The organism is Bradyrhizobium sp. MI1.7 (genome assembly GCF_055811795.1).
The window spans coordinates 1-18,152 of the sequence record NZ_JBVVPO010000035.1 but is presented as its reverse complement, the minus strand read 5'-3'; the positions used below and the strand labels follow the sequence as shown (position 1 = coordinate 18,152).

The 18,152-nt window shown below is 58.3% G+C and carries 19 protein-coding genes; 12 read left to right on the top strand and 7 right to left on the bottom strand.

Annotation, left to right across the window (positions count from 1 at the left end):
• The first annotated feature begins 8 nt into the window (after positions 1 to 8).
• The 3 genes from AC0L3X_RS27585 to tenA all read left to right on the top strand — a co-directional run bounded on the left by AC0L3X_RS27585 (position 9) and on the right by tenA (position 2,927).
• The gene (locus AC0L3X_RS27585) at positions 9 to 896 is read left to right on the top strand and encodes a carbohydrate ABC transporter permease (protein ID WP_063981792.1); all 888 of its coding nucleotides are present in this window, start codon (positions 9 to 11) and stop codon (positions 894 to 896) included.
• Complete coding sequence (locus AC0L3X_RS27580; RefSeq protein ID WP_063981793.1) at positions 893 to 1,753, top strand: carbohydrate ABC transporter permease; 861 nt, start codon at positions 893 to 895, stop codon at positions 1,751 to 1,753. Before AC0L3X_RS27585 ends, AC0L3X_RS27580 begins: the two co-directional genes overlap by 4 nt.
• A 499-nt stretch (positions 1,754 to 2,252) precedes the next feature.
• Complete coding sequence (gene tenA / locus AC0L3X_RS27575; protein ID WP_063986180.1) at positions 2,253 to 2,927, top strand: thiaminase II; 675 nt, start codon at positions 2,253 to 2,255, stop codon at positions 2,925 to 2,927.
• A gap of 188 nt (positions 2,928 to 3,115) precedes the next feature.
• On the opposite strand, the gene AC0L3X_RS27570 is transcribed toward tenA, so the two are convergent.
• The 4 genes from AC0L3X_RS27570 to AC0L3X_RS27555 all read right to left on the bottom strand — a co-directional run bounded on the left by AC0L3X_RS27570 (position 3,116) and on the right by AC0L3X_RS27555 (position 5,861).
• Positions 3,116 to 3,496 carry a hypothetical protein gene (locus AC0L3X_RS27570; RefSeq protein ID WP_231142841.1) on the bottom strand — a complete coding sequence of 127 codons (381 nt, stop codon included), beginning with the start codon at positions 3,494 to 3,496 and terminating at the stop codon, positions 3,116 to 3,118.
• An 8-nt stretch (positions 3,497 to 3,504) separates the two neighbouring features.
• Positions 3,505 to 3,678, bottom strand: a complete 174-nt coding sequence (locus tag AC0L3X_RS27565; RefSeq protein ID WP_166343440.1) for a hypothetical protein — start codon at positions 3,676 to 3,678, stop codon at positions 3,505 to 3,507.
• Between the two features lie 1,098 nt (positions 3,679 to 4,776).
• The gene (locus tag AC0L3X_RS27560) at positions 4,777 to 5,037 is read right to left on the bottom strand and encodes a hypothetical protein (protein ID WP_063981794.1); all 261 of its coding nucleotides are present in this window, start codon (positions 5,035 to 5,037) and stop codon (positions 4,777 to 4,779) included.
• A gap of 182 nt (positions 5,038 to 5,219) precedes the next feature.
• Positions 5,220 to 5,861, bottom strand: a complete 642-nt coding sequence (locus AC0L3X_RS27555; RefSeq protein ID WP_231142840.1) for an SGNH/GDSL hydrolase family protein — start codon at positions 5,859 to 5,861, stop codon at positions 5,220 to 5,222.
• Between the two features lie 266 nt (positions 5,862 to 6,127).
• Between AC0L3X_RS27555 and AC0L3X_RS27550 the strand changes: the two genes are divergently transcribed.
• From AC0L3X_RS27550 to AC0L3X_RS27525, 6 genes are all read left to right on the top strand, one after another.
• Complete coding sequence (locus AC0L3X_RS27550; RefSeq protein ID WP_187387973.1) at positions 6,128 to 7,360, top strand: hypothetical protein; 1,233 nt, start codon at positions 6,128 to 6,130, stop codon at positions 7,358 to 7,360.
• Positions 7,361 to 7,365: 5 nt separating this feature from the next.
• Positions 7,366 to 7,950, top strand: a complete 585-nt coding sequence (locus AC0L3X_RS27545) for a protein-S-isoprenylcysteine O-methyltransferase (RefSeq protein ID WP_063981797.1) — start codon at positions 7,366 to 7,368, stop codon at positions 7,948 to 7,950.
• Positions 7,951 to 8,159: 209 nt separating this feature from the next.
• Entirely contained in the window at positions 8,160 to 8,357 is a 198-nt protein-coding gene (locus AC0L3X_RS27540) for a hypothetical protein (RefSeq protein ID WP_071911340.1), read from the top strand.
• A gap of 88 nt (positions 8,358 to 8,445) precedes the next feature.
• Positions 8,446 to 9,135: a hypothetical protein gene (locus AC0L3X_RS27535; protein ID WP_063981798.1), complete on the top strand. Its 690-nt coding sequence runs from the start codon at positions 8,446 to 8,448 to the stop codon at positions 9,133 to 9,135.
• Positions 9,136 to 9,846: 711 nt separating this feature from the next.
• Complete coding sequence (locus AC0L3X_RS27530) at positions 9,847 to 10,242, top strand: Rap1a/Tai family immunity protein (RefSeq protein ID WP_144030620.1); 396 nt, start codon at positions 9,847 to 9,849, stop codon at positions 10,240 to 10,242.
• Positions 10,243 to 10,458: 216 nt separating this feature from the next.
• Positions 10,459 to 12,075 carry a B12-binding domain-containing radical SAM protein gene (locus AC0L3X_RS27525; RefSeq protein ID WP_063981799.1) on the top strand — a complete coding sequence of 539 codons (1,617 nt, stop codon included), beginning with the start codon at positions 10,459 to 10,461 and terminating at the stop codon, positions 12,073 to 12,075.
• Here AC0L3X_RS27525 and AC0L3X_RS27520 read toward each other — a convergent pair.
• Both AC0L3X_RS27520 and AC0L3X_RS27515 read right to left on the bottom strand, forming a co-directional pair.
• Complete coding sequence (locus AC0L3X_RS27520) at positions 12,055 to 12,972, bottom strand: lipid A biosynthesis lauroyl acyltransferase (RefSeq protein ID WP_063981800.1); 918 nt, start codon at positions 12,970 to 12,972, stop codon at positions 12,055 to 12,057. The genes AC0L3X_RS27525 and AC0L3X_RS27520 overlap by 21 nt on opposite strands.
• A gap of 278 nt (positions 12,973 to 13,250) precedes the next feature.
• Positions 13,251 to 14,012 (bottom strand): IS5 family transposase, encoded by a 762-nt coding sequence (locus tag AC0L3X_RS27515; RefSeq protein WP_063981801.1) that lies wholly within the window; start codon positions 14,010 to 14,012, stop codon positions 13,251 to 13,253.
• A gap of 325 nt (positions 14,013 to 14,337) precedes the next feature.
• On the opposite strand from AC0L3X_RS27515, the gene AC0L3X_RS27510 reads away from it, so the two are divergent.
• The gene (locus AC0L3X_RS27510; RefSeq protein ID WP_063981802.1) at positions 14,338 to 16,098 is read left to right on the top strand and encodes a B12-binding domain-containing radical SAM protein; all 1,761 of its coding nucleotides are present in this window, start codon (positions 14,338 to 14,340) and stop codon (positions 16,096 to 16,098) included.
• A gap of 557 nt (positions 16,099 to 16,655) precedes the next feature.
• Positions 16,656 to 16,865 carry a hypothetical protein gene (locus tag AC0L3X_RS27505; protein ID WP_135216245.1) on the top strand — a complete coding sequence of 70 codons (210 nt, stop codon included), beginning with the start codon at positions 16,656 to 16,658 and terminating at the stop codon, positions 16,863 to 16,865.
• Between the two features lie 268 nt (positions 16,866 to 17,133).
• Here AC0L3X_RS27505 and AC0L3X_RS27500 read toward each other — a convergent pair whose 3' ends face one another.
• Positions 17,134 to 17,346 carry a hypothetical protein gene (locus AC0L3X_RS27500; protein WP_144030618.1) on the bottom strand — a complete coding sequence of 71 codons (213 nt, stop codon included), beginning with the start codon at positions 17,344 to 17,346 and terminating at the stop codon, positions 17,134 to 17,136.
• Positions 17,347 to 17,953: 607 nt separating this feature from the next.
• Here AC0L3X_RS27500 and AC0L3X_RS27495 point away from each other — a divergent pair.
• Positions 17,954 to 18,152: hypothetical protein (locus AC0L3X_RS27495; protein ID WP_473317009.1), on the top strand; the 199-nt coding region annotated here is incomplete at its 3' end.

The following is an 18,152-nucleotide window of genomic DNA, read 5'->3' as shown; positions in this document are numbered from 1 at the left end:
GAGGATATATGCGCACCACGCCGAAATGGCTGTTTCCAGTTCTGGCGTTGCTTCCGGTCCTAGGCCTCTATGGCTGTATCCGCGTCTATCCGATCATCGAGACGCTGCGGCTCAGCCTCTTCCAGTGGAATATCATCTCGCGGCGCAAGCCGTTCGTCGGTTTCGCCAACTTCGTCGAGCTGGCGAGCGACCCGCTGTTTCTCGAAGCGATCTTCAACACCACCATCATCGCCTTTAGCGTCGTAGCGATCACCATCCCCGTCGCGCTTGCGCTCGCCGCCTTGATCAACACCCGGCAGGGGCTGCGGCGCAGCGGCGTCTATGAGGCCTCGGTCTTCCTGCCGCACGTCGTCTCGCTGGTTCCGGCCGCGATGGCCTGGAAATGGATTTTCGACGCCCGGCTCGGACCGCTCAACGCCCTGATCGGCCTTGTCGGGATTCCGGCCCAGTCGTGGCTGTTCGACCCTGTCCTGTCGCTGGTGTGCCTGATCGTTCTCTGCTCCTGGCAGGCGATCGGCTATGCCGTCTTGATCTTCCTGGTCGGACTGAAGAACGTCCCGGAGGCGCTCTACGAGGCCGCGCGCCTCGACGGCGCCTCGTCGTTTCAGGCCTTCCGTCACATCGCCGTGCCGCTGCTAAAGCCTGTCATGCTGTACGTGTCGGTCATCACGCTGATCTCGTCCTACAACATCTATGCGCAGGCCTTCGTGCTGGCATCGGATGTCCAGGGTGCGCCGGGGCGTCTCGTCCGAGTCCTCGTCCTCGACATGCTTGAAAACAGCTTTCGTAACTACCGGGTCGGCTACGCTGCTGCCGAAGCCGTCGTACTGCTCGTCATCGTCCTCATTTTGACCAGCGCGCAGTTCAGGCTGTTCCGCGACAGGAGTCGCGCATGAGCGAGCACGAACGCGAGCATCCGTCCGTCGTTGGTCAGAACGGTGCCGTCGGCCTCGTGATCGACGCCGTTCTTGGCGTCGTCAGCCTGATGATGCTCCTGCCGCTGGTCTTCCTGATCAGCAACGCGTTCAAGACGCCGCCGGAGCTGCTGGCGTGGCCGCCGACCGTCATCCCGCACCAGCCGACGCTGGAGAACATCGTCAGCGTCCTGCGCGAAACGCCGCTGTTTCGCTGGATCGGCAACTCGCTGATCTTCGCGACACTCTCGACCGCGAGCATCGTCTCCACATCGGCGATCGCAGGTTATGTGCTCGGCAAGTTCGATCTACCGGGGATCCCGGTCATCTTCGGCGTGATCATCGCGACGGCGGTCGTTCCCTTCGAAGTCTACATGATCCCGCTCTATCTCAACGTCCAGTCCGCCGGCCTGTTGAACACCTGGCCCGGGCTCCTGGTCGGCTATCTCATCATGAGTTTCGGCATCTTCCTGGTGCGGCAATATGTGATGACGTCGATCCCTGACGAGCTGCTGGAGGCTGCCCGGGTGGATGGCGCGGGGGAGCTCTGGATCTTCCTGCGGATCGTGCTGCCGCTGATGCGCGGCCCGTTGGGCGCTCTTGCCGTGCTGGCGTTCTTTCAGGCCTGGACTGCCTTCGCGTGGCCGCTCGTCGTCATGACCAACAAGGAAACCTATACGCTCGAGGTTGGGCTCGCCTTGTTTCAGACCGGCTTCACCGTGGACATCGGTCGCCTCAGCGCGGCCGCGGCGCTGGCGCTGGTTCCGAGCGCACTGTTCTTCTCGCTGATGCGTCGAAATTTCGTACGTGGCGTGGCCTCCAGCGGCTTGAAGGAGTGACGCCATGGCAGCATCGGAATAGGCGTAGATTTTCCTAGCAAATCATCCGTCTCTTAATCGGCGGCTCTGTCGGAGCATCTCTAACCGATGAGTGGGCGACGACTACATTCGCCATCATCCAAGTCGGTCTAGCGCCATCAAGCTGATTTGCGATGTGCGAACTTGAACGAAAAGTGCACGTATCTGGTACGGTAGTCGCGCTGAGGGAAACGAAGATCAAGTAAGATACTGACGTGATTGGTGGGCCCGGCAAGACTCGAATCTGCAACTAGATCGCCATGAGCGGCGGGACAATGGCCGCCTCCGTTGATTTTCCCGCGCATTTCGTTCTGTTGGTGATAGTGTGATAACGCCAGTCATTCCCGGCGACCGACGGCAAGCGAATTCCATTCGCATCCTACCCGCTAGTCGCTGCGGTCTGCCAAGTCAGCGTCTTGGTTCGCGTTGATAGGTCGTGAGTAAAAAGTTCATAGGAAAGCAAGCCAGGCGGGAATGGATCGTGAGTTTCTTCGAGCGTCTAAAGACAGAAGCATCTGCTGAGTGGCGGGCCTACACCGAGCATCCCTTCACAAACGGATTGGCAGATGGCTCGCTCCCTGAAGCCGCATTTCGTCACTACCTTGCTCAGGACTATCTGTTCCTCATCGAGTTTGCGCGCGCCTATGCACTCTCGGTCTACAAGTCGCCCAAGCTTGCCGACATGCGTGAAGCTGCGGCCGGCCTGTCGGCCATCCTTGATGTCGAAATGAGCCTTCATGTGAAGCTGTGTGCCGGTTGGGGGCTATCCCCGAGTGACCTTGAACAAACTCCTCCGGCGGTCGAGATGCTGGCCTACACACGCTACGTGCTCGATGCCGGAATGCGCGGCGATCTGCTGGCACTCAAGGTGGCACTTGCCCCCTGCGTGATCGGGTACGCGGAGATCGCAACGCGGCTCGCCTCGCGACCCGATGCGGACGCTAGGACGAACTCCTATCGGATTTGGATCGACGAGTACGCTGGCGTGCCATACCAGGAGGTCGCGGCGAATGCGCGTGCGCATTTGGAGCATCTCGCCGATCTCTACGCCACGCCGGCTCGCGAGGCAGAACTGATTGCCATCTTCAAGGAAGCCACTCGGCTTGAGGCGGACTTCTGGGAAATGGGCTGGCGTGTGGGCCAGCGTGTTGAATAGCCCTTCGGCAATCGGTTGATTGCAGGGACTCGTTTGACGGCTGCTGCGCACGAGTTGCGGAGGCGCGTTGTTCTAGAGGAACGCAGTGCGCGGAATTGCTGGAGTAACGAAGCACACGGCCTGGAACAGGCGCGAAAGTCCTCGCCAACGATAGGCGAGATGCAGGATCGCTAAGTCATTAGTATTGTTCAGTCGTGTCCAGTGTTGGAGATGGAGATCCTAGCACGCCATCGTTCTTCAAACGTGTCAGCGCCCTCTTTCAGTGCCAACGCTTGTGCATCCAAAGGATTGCCGGGCTTGTTAGCAATGAGGATACCTGTAGCTTCTCCGCGAGAACCGGGTTGGGGACGCTGCTCTGTAGGCCATTCCAGCAATGCTTTCGACAGCATGGGTTTGCCCGCGTACCAGCATTTTCGTCCGTCGATGATACGGTAGGACCACCATTGCCCTTGCGGATTTGGCGGCATTGCGGCGCTGCATTGTTGCTTGGCATGCAGGCTGGTCATTTCGAGCGATGAGAGCGCAACAATGCCGACGGTTAAAGAAAACGCTTGAAGCGGTTTGCTCATGGGCGCGCTCAATTGCCGTGTTGCTGCAATCGACTTACAGCAACGATCAAAGCAGGCCGCTCGAGAACTTCCACCAACTCTTCAAGGATACGCGCATGATCCTTGGGATGGGGCCGAAGGAATTCTTCCAATATAAGTTGCGCGTCGCTAATCGCTTCCAAGGCTAATTGCTGATCAGTCATCACTACTTACTCATCAATTAGTTGCGCAAAGCCAGCGAAGGGAGAGATCAAGTCAGCTTTGAGGAATATCCCCGCTCTTCTATTCACTTTTTATTTCAACTCTCGCGGTGTCGCCTCGGTCAATGTGCGAAATAATCCCACTAAGGCGTGTCGCGAGCGTTAGGGATCCCGGCGACTAAATAATCCGCTGCTCGATCCTCCCTTCGTCATCCCGCGCATCACCACCTGTTTCCTATCTCGCGGCGGCCGGAAAAAATCTGTTTTGCCATGCACCGCCGCGATGCATTGATCTTATTGAACTGTTCCCGATCAGCCTTTCTCACGAAGGGAGAGAGTGCCCCCCGCAGGAGCTAGGCCAGGGAAACCGTAAACTCGAAATGCCGTCTGGGGGAACGTAGGTAGGCGGCTTCGCCGAGTAAGGCATTTGGGCGGCCGGCTATTTCCACCGCGGTTCGTTCTGCAGCTCTTGGGATATCCTCTTTCGTTCGGCATCCAAGGCAGTCGATCGGGGTCGAGAATGGAAGGATCGCCATGTCCGTTTGCGATCGCATCCACCAGGCGCAAAGGCCATTTTCGAGCTCAGGGCTGAGATGGTCTCGCAAGGGAGAACTCGGATGCGCCGTCGGCGCGATATTGTCCTCGAACGGCCGGGGCAGCCAAGTTTGCGGCTATGGAAAGACGGAGAGCTACGTCAGGGTCAAGCTGATGACCACCGTGCCAATGGCAACAGCTCTAACGTCCTAGTACTCGCCGGACGCAAAGCATTCTGATTTCGTTAGTTTGGTGTAGTTGCTCAGCACTCGGGGGATCAATGGAGCCGAGAGTCTCGATACTAAACTTCGCTTCCAACTCTGACGCCATGCAGATGCAAATCTGCAAGCAAGCGTCCGTCGAAAAACCGCCTTGCTGCGCGCAACCGTTTCGGCACGCTGAGAGAAACTGCGGTCGCCATTCTGCAGCCGTGGCGATTGTTATAAAATTGACAGCAGCTATCGTCAGAGCAGGGAGAAATGCGGGCATTGCTTCGCTTCCCTTTTTTAGTTTTCTGAGGGGCCGCTCTAATTCGACTCCATCTTTTTCGGCTCTAGCAATATGTAGCTATTTGCGTAGTTGTCCCCTGAAGCGGAACCACAAATGACCGATCAGTGATAGGACTATGGCGGTCAGAATTATCGGGAGCCAGATCGACGTGGTTATGATGAACAAGGATATGATCACCACACGTCCAAAGATCGATTCGCTGACCGGATTCTTAAGACGAGCGAAATAGGCGTAGATAATAAAGATGGTGGCCGGCACCATCCACGCGGCGACAAGCACCAGTAACAGGTCAACAAGTTGGCTGGCATAATGGTGCATGAGCGCACCTCCTGACAGCGTCGGCGCGAATTGCTGTCACCGCTGCGAGAGATGCGGTGATTGTCGACGATAATTGGTCTTTGTTCGCGTTGGTGGGCATCTGCACGCTCGGCATCGCTGTCACGGCCGGTGCCCAAACTCTTGCGAGCCCGCAGCCTTCGATTCGCCTGAGCTAGGGCCTCTCAACGCGCGCTCGTTGAGATGGCTCGGGCAAGGGCTCGTCCAATGCAATCATAACCATCGGCGGTGTTGTGCAATCCGTCCCACGTTACAAGCTCGCTTTGCGCAACTCCGGCATTGATCGAGTTACGCATCAGCGCAAAACGAGAGAATAGGCCGACCCGTTCCTGCTTCGCGGCATCGGCGATGATGCCCTCCATCGTTGAGTAGCTAGCGGAAGCGAGCACCTGTGGCGCATATTGCAGATCCATCAGCACGACATCGGCAGACCCCGCCTTAAGTGCCCTTACCCCTTCAACAACGCTTCTTTTGAGCCCTTGGTCCGGCCGGCCACCCCAGGCGACGTCATTAGTACCTAATTGCCAGATAACGAGATCAGGCGTGTGCGCGAAAACGTCACGCTCGAACCGCGCGATGTTGTTCGGAATCGTATCGCCGACTCGACCGCTGTTGATGACCTCGATCGTTGCATTGGATCTAAGCCTCGAGAGTTCTCGGCGCATCACCTGCGGATATGTGGCCGCGGACCGAAGTACCCAGAGCCCCACCGTCGACGATGATCCGATCGCGACAATCTTTAGCGGCTCACCAGATCTCAAACGCGCCGCCGTGCGGGGCAATTGTGCGCCCAGCGAAACATCCAAATTTGCAGCAAGGCATCTCTCGCCAGATGATGCCCCGTCCTGCGCTTGAGAGGGCGCTGTGCTGGACAAACCGACAATCACAGCAGCACCGATCGACGCTATTGTTCGAGCGGTTCGGCTTACGCATGGTAGAACAAATCGACCCATGTTCCCCAATAACTGGTCGATTCTCTCTTGACAACCCTTGGCTTCAAACGTCTGTTTTTGATTGCAGGTCGATTGACGCGTGGGGAGCGAGCAGCACGTATGAGTCCGGGAATAAGGCAATGTCCGGCAAGCCTGTAGCGAAACGGTTGGTATTCCATATCGGCGGCTATGATCCAATCACGTCGCATGCCAGCGCGCAACGACGCTTTGTGCGCGAAATTGCGAGGTTCCAACGTACTTGGTCAGTGAAAGCGACCGTCGACGGTTCGCATGATTCCGCCGACCAGATACAATGGAACGTGACGACAATCGGCCCCGATTGGCTCGTCGAAACCGATTACCGTCTGGTCCGATGGCACGATGTAATTGAAGTGTTCGGGGGGCGAAGCATCGGCTCACGCATTTCCGTCGGCATTCTTGCGTTTCTGGATTTCGTTCTGACCGGCACTCTTTGGCGTTACTTGCAGACCAATTGGCGCTACGCACTTTTCTTTCTCTATCCATTCGTTACGTTCGGATTGCTCATCGCTGCCGCCTTTTTGATTGGCGTGGCTGCATTCAAGATCACTGGATCAATTCCCATTGCTACCGGTGGCGGCCTCTTCGGGCTCGCAGCCGTGTTGGCGGGTCCGTGGCGCTGGCTGCACCTGGGCGACTTGTTCGACGATTGGATTTTCTCTTGCGAGTACATTCGATTCGGTAATTCGGAGATAGAGCAGAGGCTGGACAGGTTGGCCGCCGAGCTCGTGGTTGCGGCGAGCAACTCTGCCGCAGACGAAATTGTGGTCGTAGGGCACAGCCTTGGCGCCGTACTAGCGGTTGATCTACTTGATCGCGCCTTGAAGCGGGACCCTGCGCTCGGTCGGAAAAAGATTCCCGTCACATTCTTGAGCGTTGGATCATCCATACTCAAGATCGGCCTGCACCCAAAGGCAGTGCGCTTTCGCAGGGCGGTGGAACGCGTCGCCGATTCCCGCGCGATCTTCTGGGGCGACTATCAGGCCCTCACGGACGCGTTGAATTTTTACAAATGCCGGCCGATGGCCGAAATGGGCTTGTCGACAGAAAACGAGGCGGCCGTCAGGGTCGTGAAGATTAGTCGAATGCTTAACGACGACATGTATCAACGCATCCGCTTCAATTTCTTCCGCGTGCACTGCCAGTTCGTCAGTGGAAATGACAGGCGAACATCGTACGACTACTTCATGCTCACATGCGGACCTATTTCAGCCAAATCCCAGACGCTCGCCCCGGATGGCGCTGTGTCGATGATCGCTGACGACGGAGGCCTTGTTGCGGGCGCGCCGGTGTCGGAAAGCGAACTGCTGGGAAATCCGGGCGCGGCAGCCTGATTCAAATGACGCCCACCATTTCAAAAGTCATCTTCGTTGCGTTGGTGATCGGCTGGTACCTCATACGCTATAAGTACGCGCGGCGTTCCCGCCGTGCGAGGGTTGTGCGGAGCGCTCGCGGCCCCCTGGAAACTGCGCTCCTGCTCATATCTCTTTCGGGACTCGGACTTGTGCCGCTCGCCTACGTAGCGACAGGAATGCCTCGTTTCGCAGATCACAGTTTTTATCCCTGGTTGGCTTGGCTGGGGTCTTTCTTTGCGATTGCGGCTTTGGGCGTGTTTCACCTGACACACCGTGCACTCGGCCGGAATTGGTCGATAAGTCTCGACGTGCGGGAGAACCATGAGCTTGTGACGGAAGGGATTTACCGGAGAGTTCGACACCCGATGTATTCGGCATTTTGGCTGTGGGCCATCGCCCAGGCATTGCTGCTGCCGAATTGGATCGCCGGTTTCGCGGGCCTTGCCGGCTTCGGGATCTTGTTCTTTGGCCGCGTCGCAAGGGAAGAGCGAATGATGTTGCAGACGTTTGGCGACAGCTATCGCGATTATATGGCGCGGACCGGTCGGGTCTTCCCGTGGATACTCTGAGGTAGGTCCCGGCACGTCTCGACCTGTGGTACCCACGAGACTGATTTGGAACCAGATGCCTCAATTTGCGTGCCATTTCCGCAACATGCGGCAGAAAAAGCGGTCGGAACCGCGGACTCCCCGGTCTATTCGTTGGTGCCGTGGCGAGTGTCGGGTTATTCCTATGCGTGTCAGGTGAATCCAATCGTTCCGAACAATGGTGAGAACCGATGTTGAAATTCGTTGTCCTTGGAATCGCTTCTTTGGCTTTCGTGGGAACCGCAGCTGCTGCGGACCTGCCACGGCCTCAGCCGGTTGCCGTCGCGGCGCCGGTTGGCAAAGCTCCGATCGGCAAATATCCCGTGGGTAAGAGCCCCGTGGGCAAATACCCGGTCGCTGCCCCGGCTCCGTTGGTGACCAAGGGTTGATCTGACTATTCATTCGTACGCCAGCGGCGTTCGTTTGGGGTAGTAGATTACCTGTGGCATCGGATCTTGGATCCAAGAGGATTCGAAGATGGCGGGAGTGATTCGGAAATATCCGGGTCTGGGGCTTCTTGCAAAGGCCGCCATGCTGGCGGCCTTTGTAGGCTTGGGGGCCGGGATCAGTAGCGCGCAACCACTCGTGGCGCGTACCGACCAGCAGCAACGGGACGCTCTCCCCAGTTCGGCGATGAAGCATGCAGCGACCATGGCTGCTGCTACGCCGGCGATATCCGATGTAAAGCCAGCTCGAAGAGCTGCCGCCACGGGTCCCTACTACGTTGATTTTCGTGCCCGCACGGCGGCAACGTACGGTCATGCATTCGTCTGGTACGGAAAGACGGGCGAAAAGCAGGTCGAGGTCGCTGGTCTGGCTCCGGCCGGCGACGAGGTGCCCTATATCCTGGGACACATTATGTTTGTCCCTTCTGAGACGGGTGCGACCTACGGTGATCTTGACGAGCAATATCTGACGGCCAGCTATCGTGTCTATTTGTCTGAGGCAGACGCCAAGAAGGTCTTTGCTTATATCAAGCGCCAGCAGGAGTCTTCGCCGCTCTGGAATGCAGCAACGACAAACTGTACTGCCTTTATCGGCCGCATAGCGACGTTCATGGGCCTCAACGCTCCGTTTCATCTGCTAAAGCCTGAGGAATACGTCAACAAACTCAGAGAGCTGAACGGGGGACGAAAAACGGTGCAGCTTGAACCAGGTCGAGGCTAAAATCCTCGGATTGAGTTCATCCACTCTTCCTTGCGTCTGGATGGGTGTGAGGTCTTCAAGAAATTCAAGCGAGCTTGTTCTTTGAGGATGCGGTTCGATACGACCAACCTTCGTGCGCTGCCTCGCCTAGTTGATGAATAGGCCGGGAGATCATGGAACGTCCGTGGCGCTGCGCTGCAAGGCAGCTCCACCTCCGCTTGGTCGTGGCTAAGCTCTTGTTGGAAACCGTTCTGAGGGTGAAGTCCTCCTTGGCGTAGTTGAGGAAGGTTCGCAGAACTTGTCGTCGCAGACGAAGATCACCGCTTAGGCAATGGTTCTGCGTCGAGGCCGAGCATCGACATCAATCGACCAGTGCACGTCGCGTACACGGCAGGATAATAGATGCTCTCCGCGCCGGATCGAGATCTGTACCATCAGCACGCTTGTCGCCGCCGATGTTGATTCGCGATCATGATCGCGGTGTAGCCGACCTTTGCGGCGGTCACGGCGCGTAAAGCTGCGTGTTGTCAAGTCGACAAGGGCTCTTTTAGCTTTGTGGAAATGGAAGAGGTGAGTTCACTTCGCTCCTATTCGAGCGCGGTGGATCAGACGCTTTTTTTGAGCTAAGCCGTCTGAGCCGCCTGGAACGGCGCGGGCGGCCGCTCTATTGCGGCATACTCAATGCCTGCAAGCTATCGCGCCGGTATTCGGGGGACGTGGATGCGGGTCCATATGATTGTTGCCGGCCTTATCTTAGCGATCATCGGGAAGGCCAGTGCCACGGTTGTCGATAAGGGAACCGACGCGCAAAAGTCTTGCGAGCTGCTTGTCAAGAACTCGCTTCGCAATCAGGACGAAGCTCGGTCCGCAGGCGCATGTGAGGGAATGATCGAGACCGCGATGCTCTTTTCACCAAATCTGCCCGCTGACGTGCGTGCATGCCCCCCCGCGCAAGGCAGCCCTTTGCAAAGTGCGAAGGTTTTTCTGCAGTATCTTGATAACAATCCGGATCGAGTGAATGAACCGGGGATCACCGTCGCGATCGAAGCATTCAGGGATGCTTGGCCCTGCCGTGGGGACGGTGCCGGAACTGGACCGAAAAAGCGTGCCCCAAAAAAATCCAATTAGAACGCGTATCTGCTGATACTAATACTAGCCTTACGGTCCGCGATGTTCGCGTCCGACCTGATTGATTCGCAATGCACTACTGCCGAGGTGCGCGAGCTGAACCGCAGTGCTCACCTCCATAACCAGCACTCAAACGCCTTATCGACGAGCGAAGCGACCCCTTGAGCCCCGATCAACAGCGGGGCATTGTGCCATCAACGCCCGGGCTGGAACAGCATGACAATCCCCTGCCGCGTCCTGATGATCTATCCGAAGTTCGTTCCGAATTCGTTTTGGAACTATGCGGAGGCCTGCGAACTCGTCGGCGCGAAGTATCCAACGGCGCCACTCGGCCTGATCACCGTCGCCGCTATGTTGCCGAAGCATTGGGACATCCGGCTCGTCAACCGCAATACCGAGGCGTTGACAGATGCGGACCTCGACTGGGCCGATCTTGTGATGATCGGCGGTATGCTCAACCAGCAGCCTGATGCCATCTATCTGATCGATCTCGCCCACCTGCGCGGCAAGCCGGTATGTGTTGGTGGGCCGGACGTCTCCTCCAGCCCGCATCTTTACGCGGACGCGGACTTCCAGGTGATCGGCGAGGCCGAGCAGGTCATCGAGCAGTTCATCGCCGCCTGGGAAAGCGGCGAACGCAAGGGCGTGTTCATCGCCGAGAAATTCACGATAGATGTCACGCTGAGCCCCATGCCTCGCTACGATCTGCTCAACTTCGATCACTATCTATACATCGGCTTGCAGTATTCGCGTGGCTGCCCGTTCACTTGCGAGTTCTGCGATATTATCGAGCTATATGGTCGCGTGCCGCGTACCAAGACCAACGATCAGATTCTCGCAGAGTTGCAGGCGCTCTACGATCACGGTTATCGCGGGCATGTCGATTTCGTCGACGACAATTTCATCGGCAACAAGAAGAACCTCCGCACCCTGATGCCGCGGCTCAAAGCCTGGCTGGAGGAGCACGACTATCCATTCGAGTTCTCAACCGAAGCCTCGATCAACATCGCGGACGACAGCGAGTTGTTGCAGGCAATGAAGGATGCGAACTTCTTCGCGATCTTCGTCGGCATCGAGAGCCCGGATCCCGAGACGCTCGTGCAGATGAAGAAGAAGCAGAACACCAGGCGCAACATCGCCGAGTGCATTCACAAGATTTACGGCTACGGCATGTTCGTCACCGCTGGCTTCATCGTCGGGTTCGATAGCGAAAAGGCCTCGATAGGACAGGCGATGGCCGACCTCATCGAGGAGGCGAGCATTCCAGTCTCCATCGTTGGACTGCTTTATGCGCTGCCTGGGACACAGCTTACACGGCGGTTGGCCGCGGAAGGCCGCTTGCACCAGGGCCATGACCTCATGAATGTCGAGCAGACGGGCGATCAGTGCACGCTCGGATGCAATTTCGATACTAAGCGTCCGCTTCGTGACATCCTTGCCGATTACAAGGCTGTGCTCGGGCACGTCTACAGTCCGGCAGCATATGCAGGACGGCTGTCGCGTCTCGCCGCCATGCTCGACCGGTCCGACCGACGCCGCGACCTGCCGGATGGCGACGTGCGCAAGAGGCTTGGCGGCATCGACAGCGTACACAAGATCATGCGGGCCCTGCCGAAGGTTCGCGAGCCGTTCTGGAAGACCTTCGTCGAAGTCGCGGAGACCAATCCGGGCGCGCTACGGTACATCGTGATGCTGATGGCGTTGTACATGCACCTCGGGCCGTTCTCGGAACGCGTGATCGGCGAGATTGACCGCCGCATTGCCGAGCTGGACCATGTACCTCCACTAAGGGCTACCGCAGTCAGTCAAGTGCTACCTCCAGCGACGGTGTAGCCACAGCCACTGATCGGGATATTCGCGGATCCAGCCCTCGATGACCGATGTGACCGCCTGCATCGTTCCCTGAATGTCAATTTGTCCGGCGGCATCGCGGACCGGCTTCACTTCTTCAGACAGTTCGCCACGAAAGCGCTGTCCGGGCAGACGGATGACGCGCACACCATGAATCGGGCACTCAATCTGCCGCAGCAGTCGCGCAAGCATCGGATTGGCCCTGGTCTTGCGGCCGAAGAAAGTAACCTCGACGCCGTTGGTCAGATACTGGTCGACCAGCATTCCAACGTGCTGGCCACTTTTAAGGGCCTCGGCAAGTCTTAGGGGCGCATCACGACCCGCGGGAATGAGCGTGCCCATTTTCACGGCGCGCATATCCTGGATGATGCGGTCGGCGGACGCGATGTTGGGTCGGCGATACAGGATCGCAGTATCCGACCCGTGCGCGACGGCTGCCAGGGCCGGAAGTTCCCAGTTAGCGAGATGACTCGCAAAGATCAGCGCCGGTTTGCCGTCGAGCCGCAGCTGCGTAAACAATTCATATGAGCGCCTGTCGATTTCGATGCAGCTAGCTTTGGGCCGTGCGGGATCATAGTTCCAGATGTGATCAAGATGCGCGAATTCGGCGCCGACTCGACCGAGATTGTCCCAGACGCCTGCGAGAATGGTCTCGATCTCTGCAGGCGATTTTTCCGGAAATGCGGCGGTTAGATTGGCTCGACCGATCTTTTGCTCCCGCATCATGGGCCCGATTGAGCGAGTGATCCGAGCGAATAAGTTGGCGGTCTTGGTTGGATCGAAATGGCGAGCGGCACGCAGTATTCCGATCGTCAACGCGCCCACCGCCGCTTGGCCCAGGGGCTTGGTCACGTCGCGAAGTTGGAGCCTGGTCCGCATTGCAACGACAACCTTGGCTTACAATTTCGGCTTCCACGGGCTTCAGCGCGCATCATCATGCCACCGATACGCGATGCGATCAAAGACACCGACGAGTTGCGCAGGGCGCGCCTCTCGAGTTCGCCTGCAACGGAGGATGAATCGTGCGGGTTCGATCGAGTGCTTCGCGCGTAACAATGAGCGTACCCAGGCGTGGGGTGCAGTCCAATCGCGACATCAGCTCCGAAGCCGATTGAGACGTGAGCAGCCGAAGCGATACTTCGGAGCTCGGGTCCTCGCTAGGACGTGGACTCATTAGCGCCGAGCCATAGCCTGATTGACGCGAGTTGCACGAAGGCAAGGTAATTGGCGGCAAGTTTGTCGTAGCGCGTCGCTACCCGACGACATTGCTTGATCCTGTTGAAGAACCGCTCAACTCGATTGCGAGCGCGATACAGGTAGGGACTGAAGCAGATCGGTTCGCTGCGATTGCTTTTCGGCGGGATGTTGGCCCATGCTCCTTTCTTGATCGCAAGTTCTCTAATCCAATCGGCGTCGTAGCCACGGTCCGCCAGCAGCATCGATCCAGGCTTCATGCGAGACAAGAGTTTTCCAGCAAGCCGATTGTCGTGGGCTTCCCCAGGCGTCAGCGCAACTCGGACCGGTAGGCCGTTTGTATCCACGACCGCATGAATCTTACTGGTCAACCCGCCCCGTGATCGCCCCATGCATTGTCTTTTATTCCGGTCGATGCAGGCTCCATGTTGATGCACGCGGACAATCGACGTGTCGATCATTTGCACAGCGGCATCGTGAGCGGCTGCCAAGGCCTTCATAATCGCCGCCCACACACCTGCTCGTCGCCAACGAACGAAGCGATTGTAGCAAGTGGTATACGGGCCGAAGGCGTCTGGTAGATCGCGCCATGGCGCCCCGGATCGTAGCACCCAGAAGATGCCATTGAGGACGCGACGGTCATTCACCCGCGGTACGCCGCGCGGCTTGTTGGGCAGCATCGGCCTGATGGCAGTCCATTCCTCGTCGGAGAGTTCGTAGCGCATGATTCGGCCCCCTTCGTTAGGGGATTTGAATCATGGCTCGGCAGTCAGGCTCAATGGGCGCCAGCCGACGGGATGGCCGCGATGTGCCCGAAAGCGGACGCATTATGCTCACTCTGAGTTTTGTCGAGTTTGACCCGGAACGGACGTCTGGCGCATGACTAGCTGGCGACTGCGCACCCCAATTTGTGCCGAACATGCGATTGCGCCGTGTGCGGTTAGCCGAGGTACTCGGATAGGATGTTGTTCGTGCCACAGTTCGTCGTTTTTTGCGAGGACCTCGCGGAAAGCAGTTGGCCTATGACCGACATCGAGCTACCCCTTGCTTATGAGCAAGAGCAGGAGTTTCCGGCTTGTTCTGATCAAGCCGTCACATTACGACGACGATGGCTACGTCATTCGATGGTGGCGCGGCGGCCTGCCTTCGAACTCATTGGCCTGCCTTTACGGCATCGCGCTCGATTGTCGTGAACGCCAGGTTCTCGGGCCCGATTTCGACATCGAGATCGACGCCATCGATGAGACCAACTGGAAGGTGCGTGTCGCGGATCTGGCGCGCGCAATCAAGGCCGCGGATTCCGGTATGGTGATGCTGGTCGGAGTCCAGTCCAATCAGTTTCCCCGATCGCTTGATCTGGCGAGACGGTTTCGCAAGCTCGGAATCCACGTTGCGATCGGCGGCTTCCATGTGTCCGGCACCCTCTCGATGCTGCCGGAGCGCGATCCCGGCGTTCAGGAGATGATGGACCTCGGTGTGTCGGTCTTCGCAGGCGAGGCCGAGGGACGGCTGGAGGAGCTGTTGCAGGACGCGGCCGCCGGGCGATTGCAGCCTCTCTACAACTACATCGACGATCTGCCGCACCTGGAGAGCCAGCCATTGCCGATCATTCCCCGCCAGCAGATCCGGCGGGTTATCGGCCACACCACGAGCTTCGACGCCGGGCGTGGCTGCCCGTTCCAGTGCTCGTTCTGCACCATCATCAACGTGCAGGGCCGCAAGTCGCGACGCCGCAGCGCCGACGACATCGAGGCCGTGATCCGCGCCAACGTCGCCCAGGGCGTCTTCGCCTTCTTCCTCACCGACGACAATTTTGCGCGCAACAAGGATTGGGAAAGCCTGCTCGACCGCATCATCGCGCTGCGCGAGAAGGAGGGCTGGGACCTTCGCTTCACGATCCAGGTCGACACGCTTTGCCACAAGCTACCGAACTTCATCGAGAAATGCGCCAAGGCCGGCGTCCGGCGATGCTTTATCGGCCTCGAAAACATCAACCCGGACAGTCTGCTCGGCGCCAAGAAGCGGCAGAACAAGATCACCGACTATCGCGAGATGATGCTGGCCTGGAAGAAGGCCAGGATCATGACCGTCGGCGGCTACATTCTGGGCTTTCCCAACGACACACCGGAATCGATCGTTCGCGACATCGAGATCGTCAAGCATGAGCTGCCGATCGACATGCTGGAGTTCTTCTTCCTGACACCACTGCCGGGCTCGGAGGATCACAAGACGCTCTATATGAAGGGCGTCGCGATGGATACGGACCTCAACAAATACGACCTGGACCACGTCACGGTCGACCACCCCGCCATGTCCAAGGCGGACTGGGAGCGGGCCTGTGAGCTCGCCTGGAACACCTATTACAGCTGGGAGCACATCGAGACCCTGATGCGGCGTGCCGCGGCCATGGGCAACAATGTCGGCAAGATCGGGACCTACGCGCTTTATTTCAAAGGCTACCATCCCATCGAGCGGGTCCATCCGCTCGAAGGGGGGGTGCTGCGGCTCAAGAGCCGCGACGAGCGGCGTCCGCATCTGCCGGTCGAGCCGGCCTGGTCGTTCTATCCGCGCTATGCCGCCGAGACCGTCGTGAAGGCCGCGCAATGGGCATCGCTAGCGCTGCGCCTCCACCGGCTGGCGCGCAAGGTCAAGTCGGATCCGCATCGGCTCACCTATGTCGATGAGGCGATCACACTGCTGCCCGACGAGACCGAGAATCTGGACTTGTACAAGACCCGGTCCAGCCAGGCATTTCTCGATCAGCGGCGACATATCGAAGAGGCGCAGAAACCTAAGTTGGCCGTGCGGTAGTTGCCAACTCGCGTTAGTTGATTTCTCGAGTCGCCGCGAACCATCGTATCCTCACGGATTCACGGACAAGCGACGTCCGTTTGCAGCGAACAGCCCCAAAACATCCACTTCGGCTTTTGGTCCTCACGCGAAGTCCGGCTTGGCTCTGAAATCGTCAGCTTATTGGGGTAGACCGGAAGTGACTGGCCGACTTCCAAACCGCCGCTCATGACCCAAACCGGAAGCCGCGCCTGCTCGTGATGGCTGTTATTTCGCCGCGCAGCAACGGCGGCTGGCCGCAAGAAAATCAACCGGGGTGTATAAAAAGGAACATCCTGCGCGACCTTTTCGTGCCCCAATGCTGCAAGCTCCGATATGGAGCCGCAGAAAGAGACGATGCACTCTTAGGCGGCTTGGTTCTCTCTGCCGGAACAGGCCCTAAGGCGACCTCAGTTGGAGCCTCTCGCGCTCTATCCTGGCGGAATAGGGCGATCTCAGGCCGACAAGACAAATAGGCACACAGACCAGACAGCTTTTGTTGGTGACACGGCCATGGTGGACAATAGGGAGTAGGTGCAATGAGAGTCTCCTCGATTGTCGGACTGCTGTTTGCAGCAGTGATGTTGGCGATCATTCCGGTCTCGCCGCAGGTGACACCGCGCGGCGTGGAGTTAAGCGTTGATCAAGCGCAGGCCGTCACGTACCGGCGCGCCCGCGTGACGGCGCGTCGTGTCGACCGTCGCGATTACCGCTATACGCGTCGCGCCGTGCGGCGTGGTGTTTATTAACGGAGCGCGATAGGCAAGGGTGTTGGCGCGGGCAGAGAGCCAGAACCGGTTCCAGTCGTCGCAGCGCGCGAGGCATGCTATGACCCCTCTACCAGCGGGCGACGCGTTCCTTACGGTCGCCATTATGAGTGCCACTTTCCTGACAGAGGTCGCTCTTTTCATCCTAATTGGAATGATCTGAAAGGAGCGCAAGTGGCGGCGGCTCCCGTTAAAGTCTGCTCAGTCGGGCATAGCGGACAAGATTGGTGCAGGTTTGGTATCCGGGCGATCAGCGCGATCGAAAGCGCTTGACGCCGGTGGTATGATTTCCGCGATGTGGCCGTACTGCATGCATGCCCGAATTGATGTCGCCACGCATGCCCGAATAGATGGAGAAGGTCGGGTCCGCGGCTAATGCCGCGGCGGGTTCCCATGCCGAGGCGGGCGTCGCAAGGAGCGCGGAAAAAACGAGCGCTGCGCCCAAAACTTTGAAGCTGGTCATGGTATCCTCTTGTTTACTGGCGTGCACGATGCGCGTGCTGTCCATTGACATGAATGACAGTTAGGCGTTGGCATTCCCCTCGCGCAGGGGTGGCGCAATCACGCTTCGTCGATCGGCGTGATGCTGATGTCGGCAACCGGCCGCGTTTCGCAAAGCCGTTGAAAACCTCTCTCCGGACTGTGAATAGAATTTTAGCCGCCGATGGCGCGTACACGCGCAACGGCGCGTGACGAGCGCGGGCCGGAATTTGTGATCGATTCCTCCGCCGGCCTCGCGCAGCGGTAAACGACCATGAACAAATATTTCAATTTAAGCCGCCGGTCGCTCCACCCATTTCCAAAGCAAAGGCCAACGCAAAGAGGACTGCGGAGATCCGGTCACTCATTATCTGTCACCTTGGCAACCAGACCCTATCGAAACCTGCGTCCCCTCGTCGGGCCGAGCTTGATCTATCTCAAGTCCCTGAGCGGCGATTGGCGTTGGTTGGCTTGCCCGATCGGACAGCCAGGTCCGATGTTCGGGGGGCACACAGCGGGCAACGCACGCCGAATGAAGTTGTCGCGATCAGATGGATAGCCGCAATGGATTCGCTTTGTCGGAGGTGAAAATGAAGCGAGCCGTCCTCATGACGACCATTGTCGCTCTCGGGGTGATCCAGGGGACACGCGCCGAGCCCCAGGCCGCCCAGTGTTCGTCCTTCTACATCTCGGAAATCAATCTCGTATCGACGGCCGACGGCGAGGCCGGGCACGTTCAGACCTTTGTGGGGTTTGGCCCCTCCAAGGAAGAGGCAGAGAAGAGCGCCC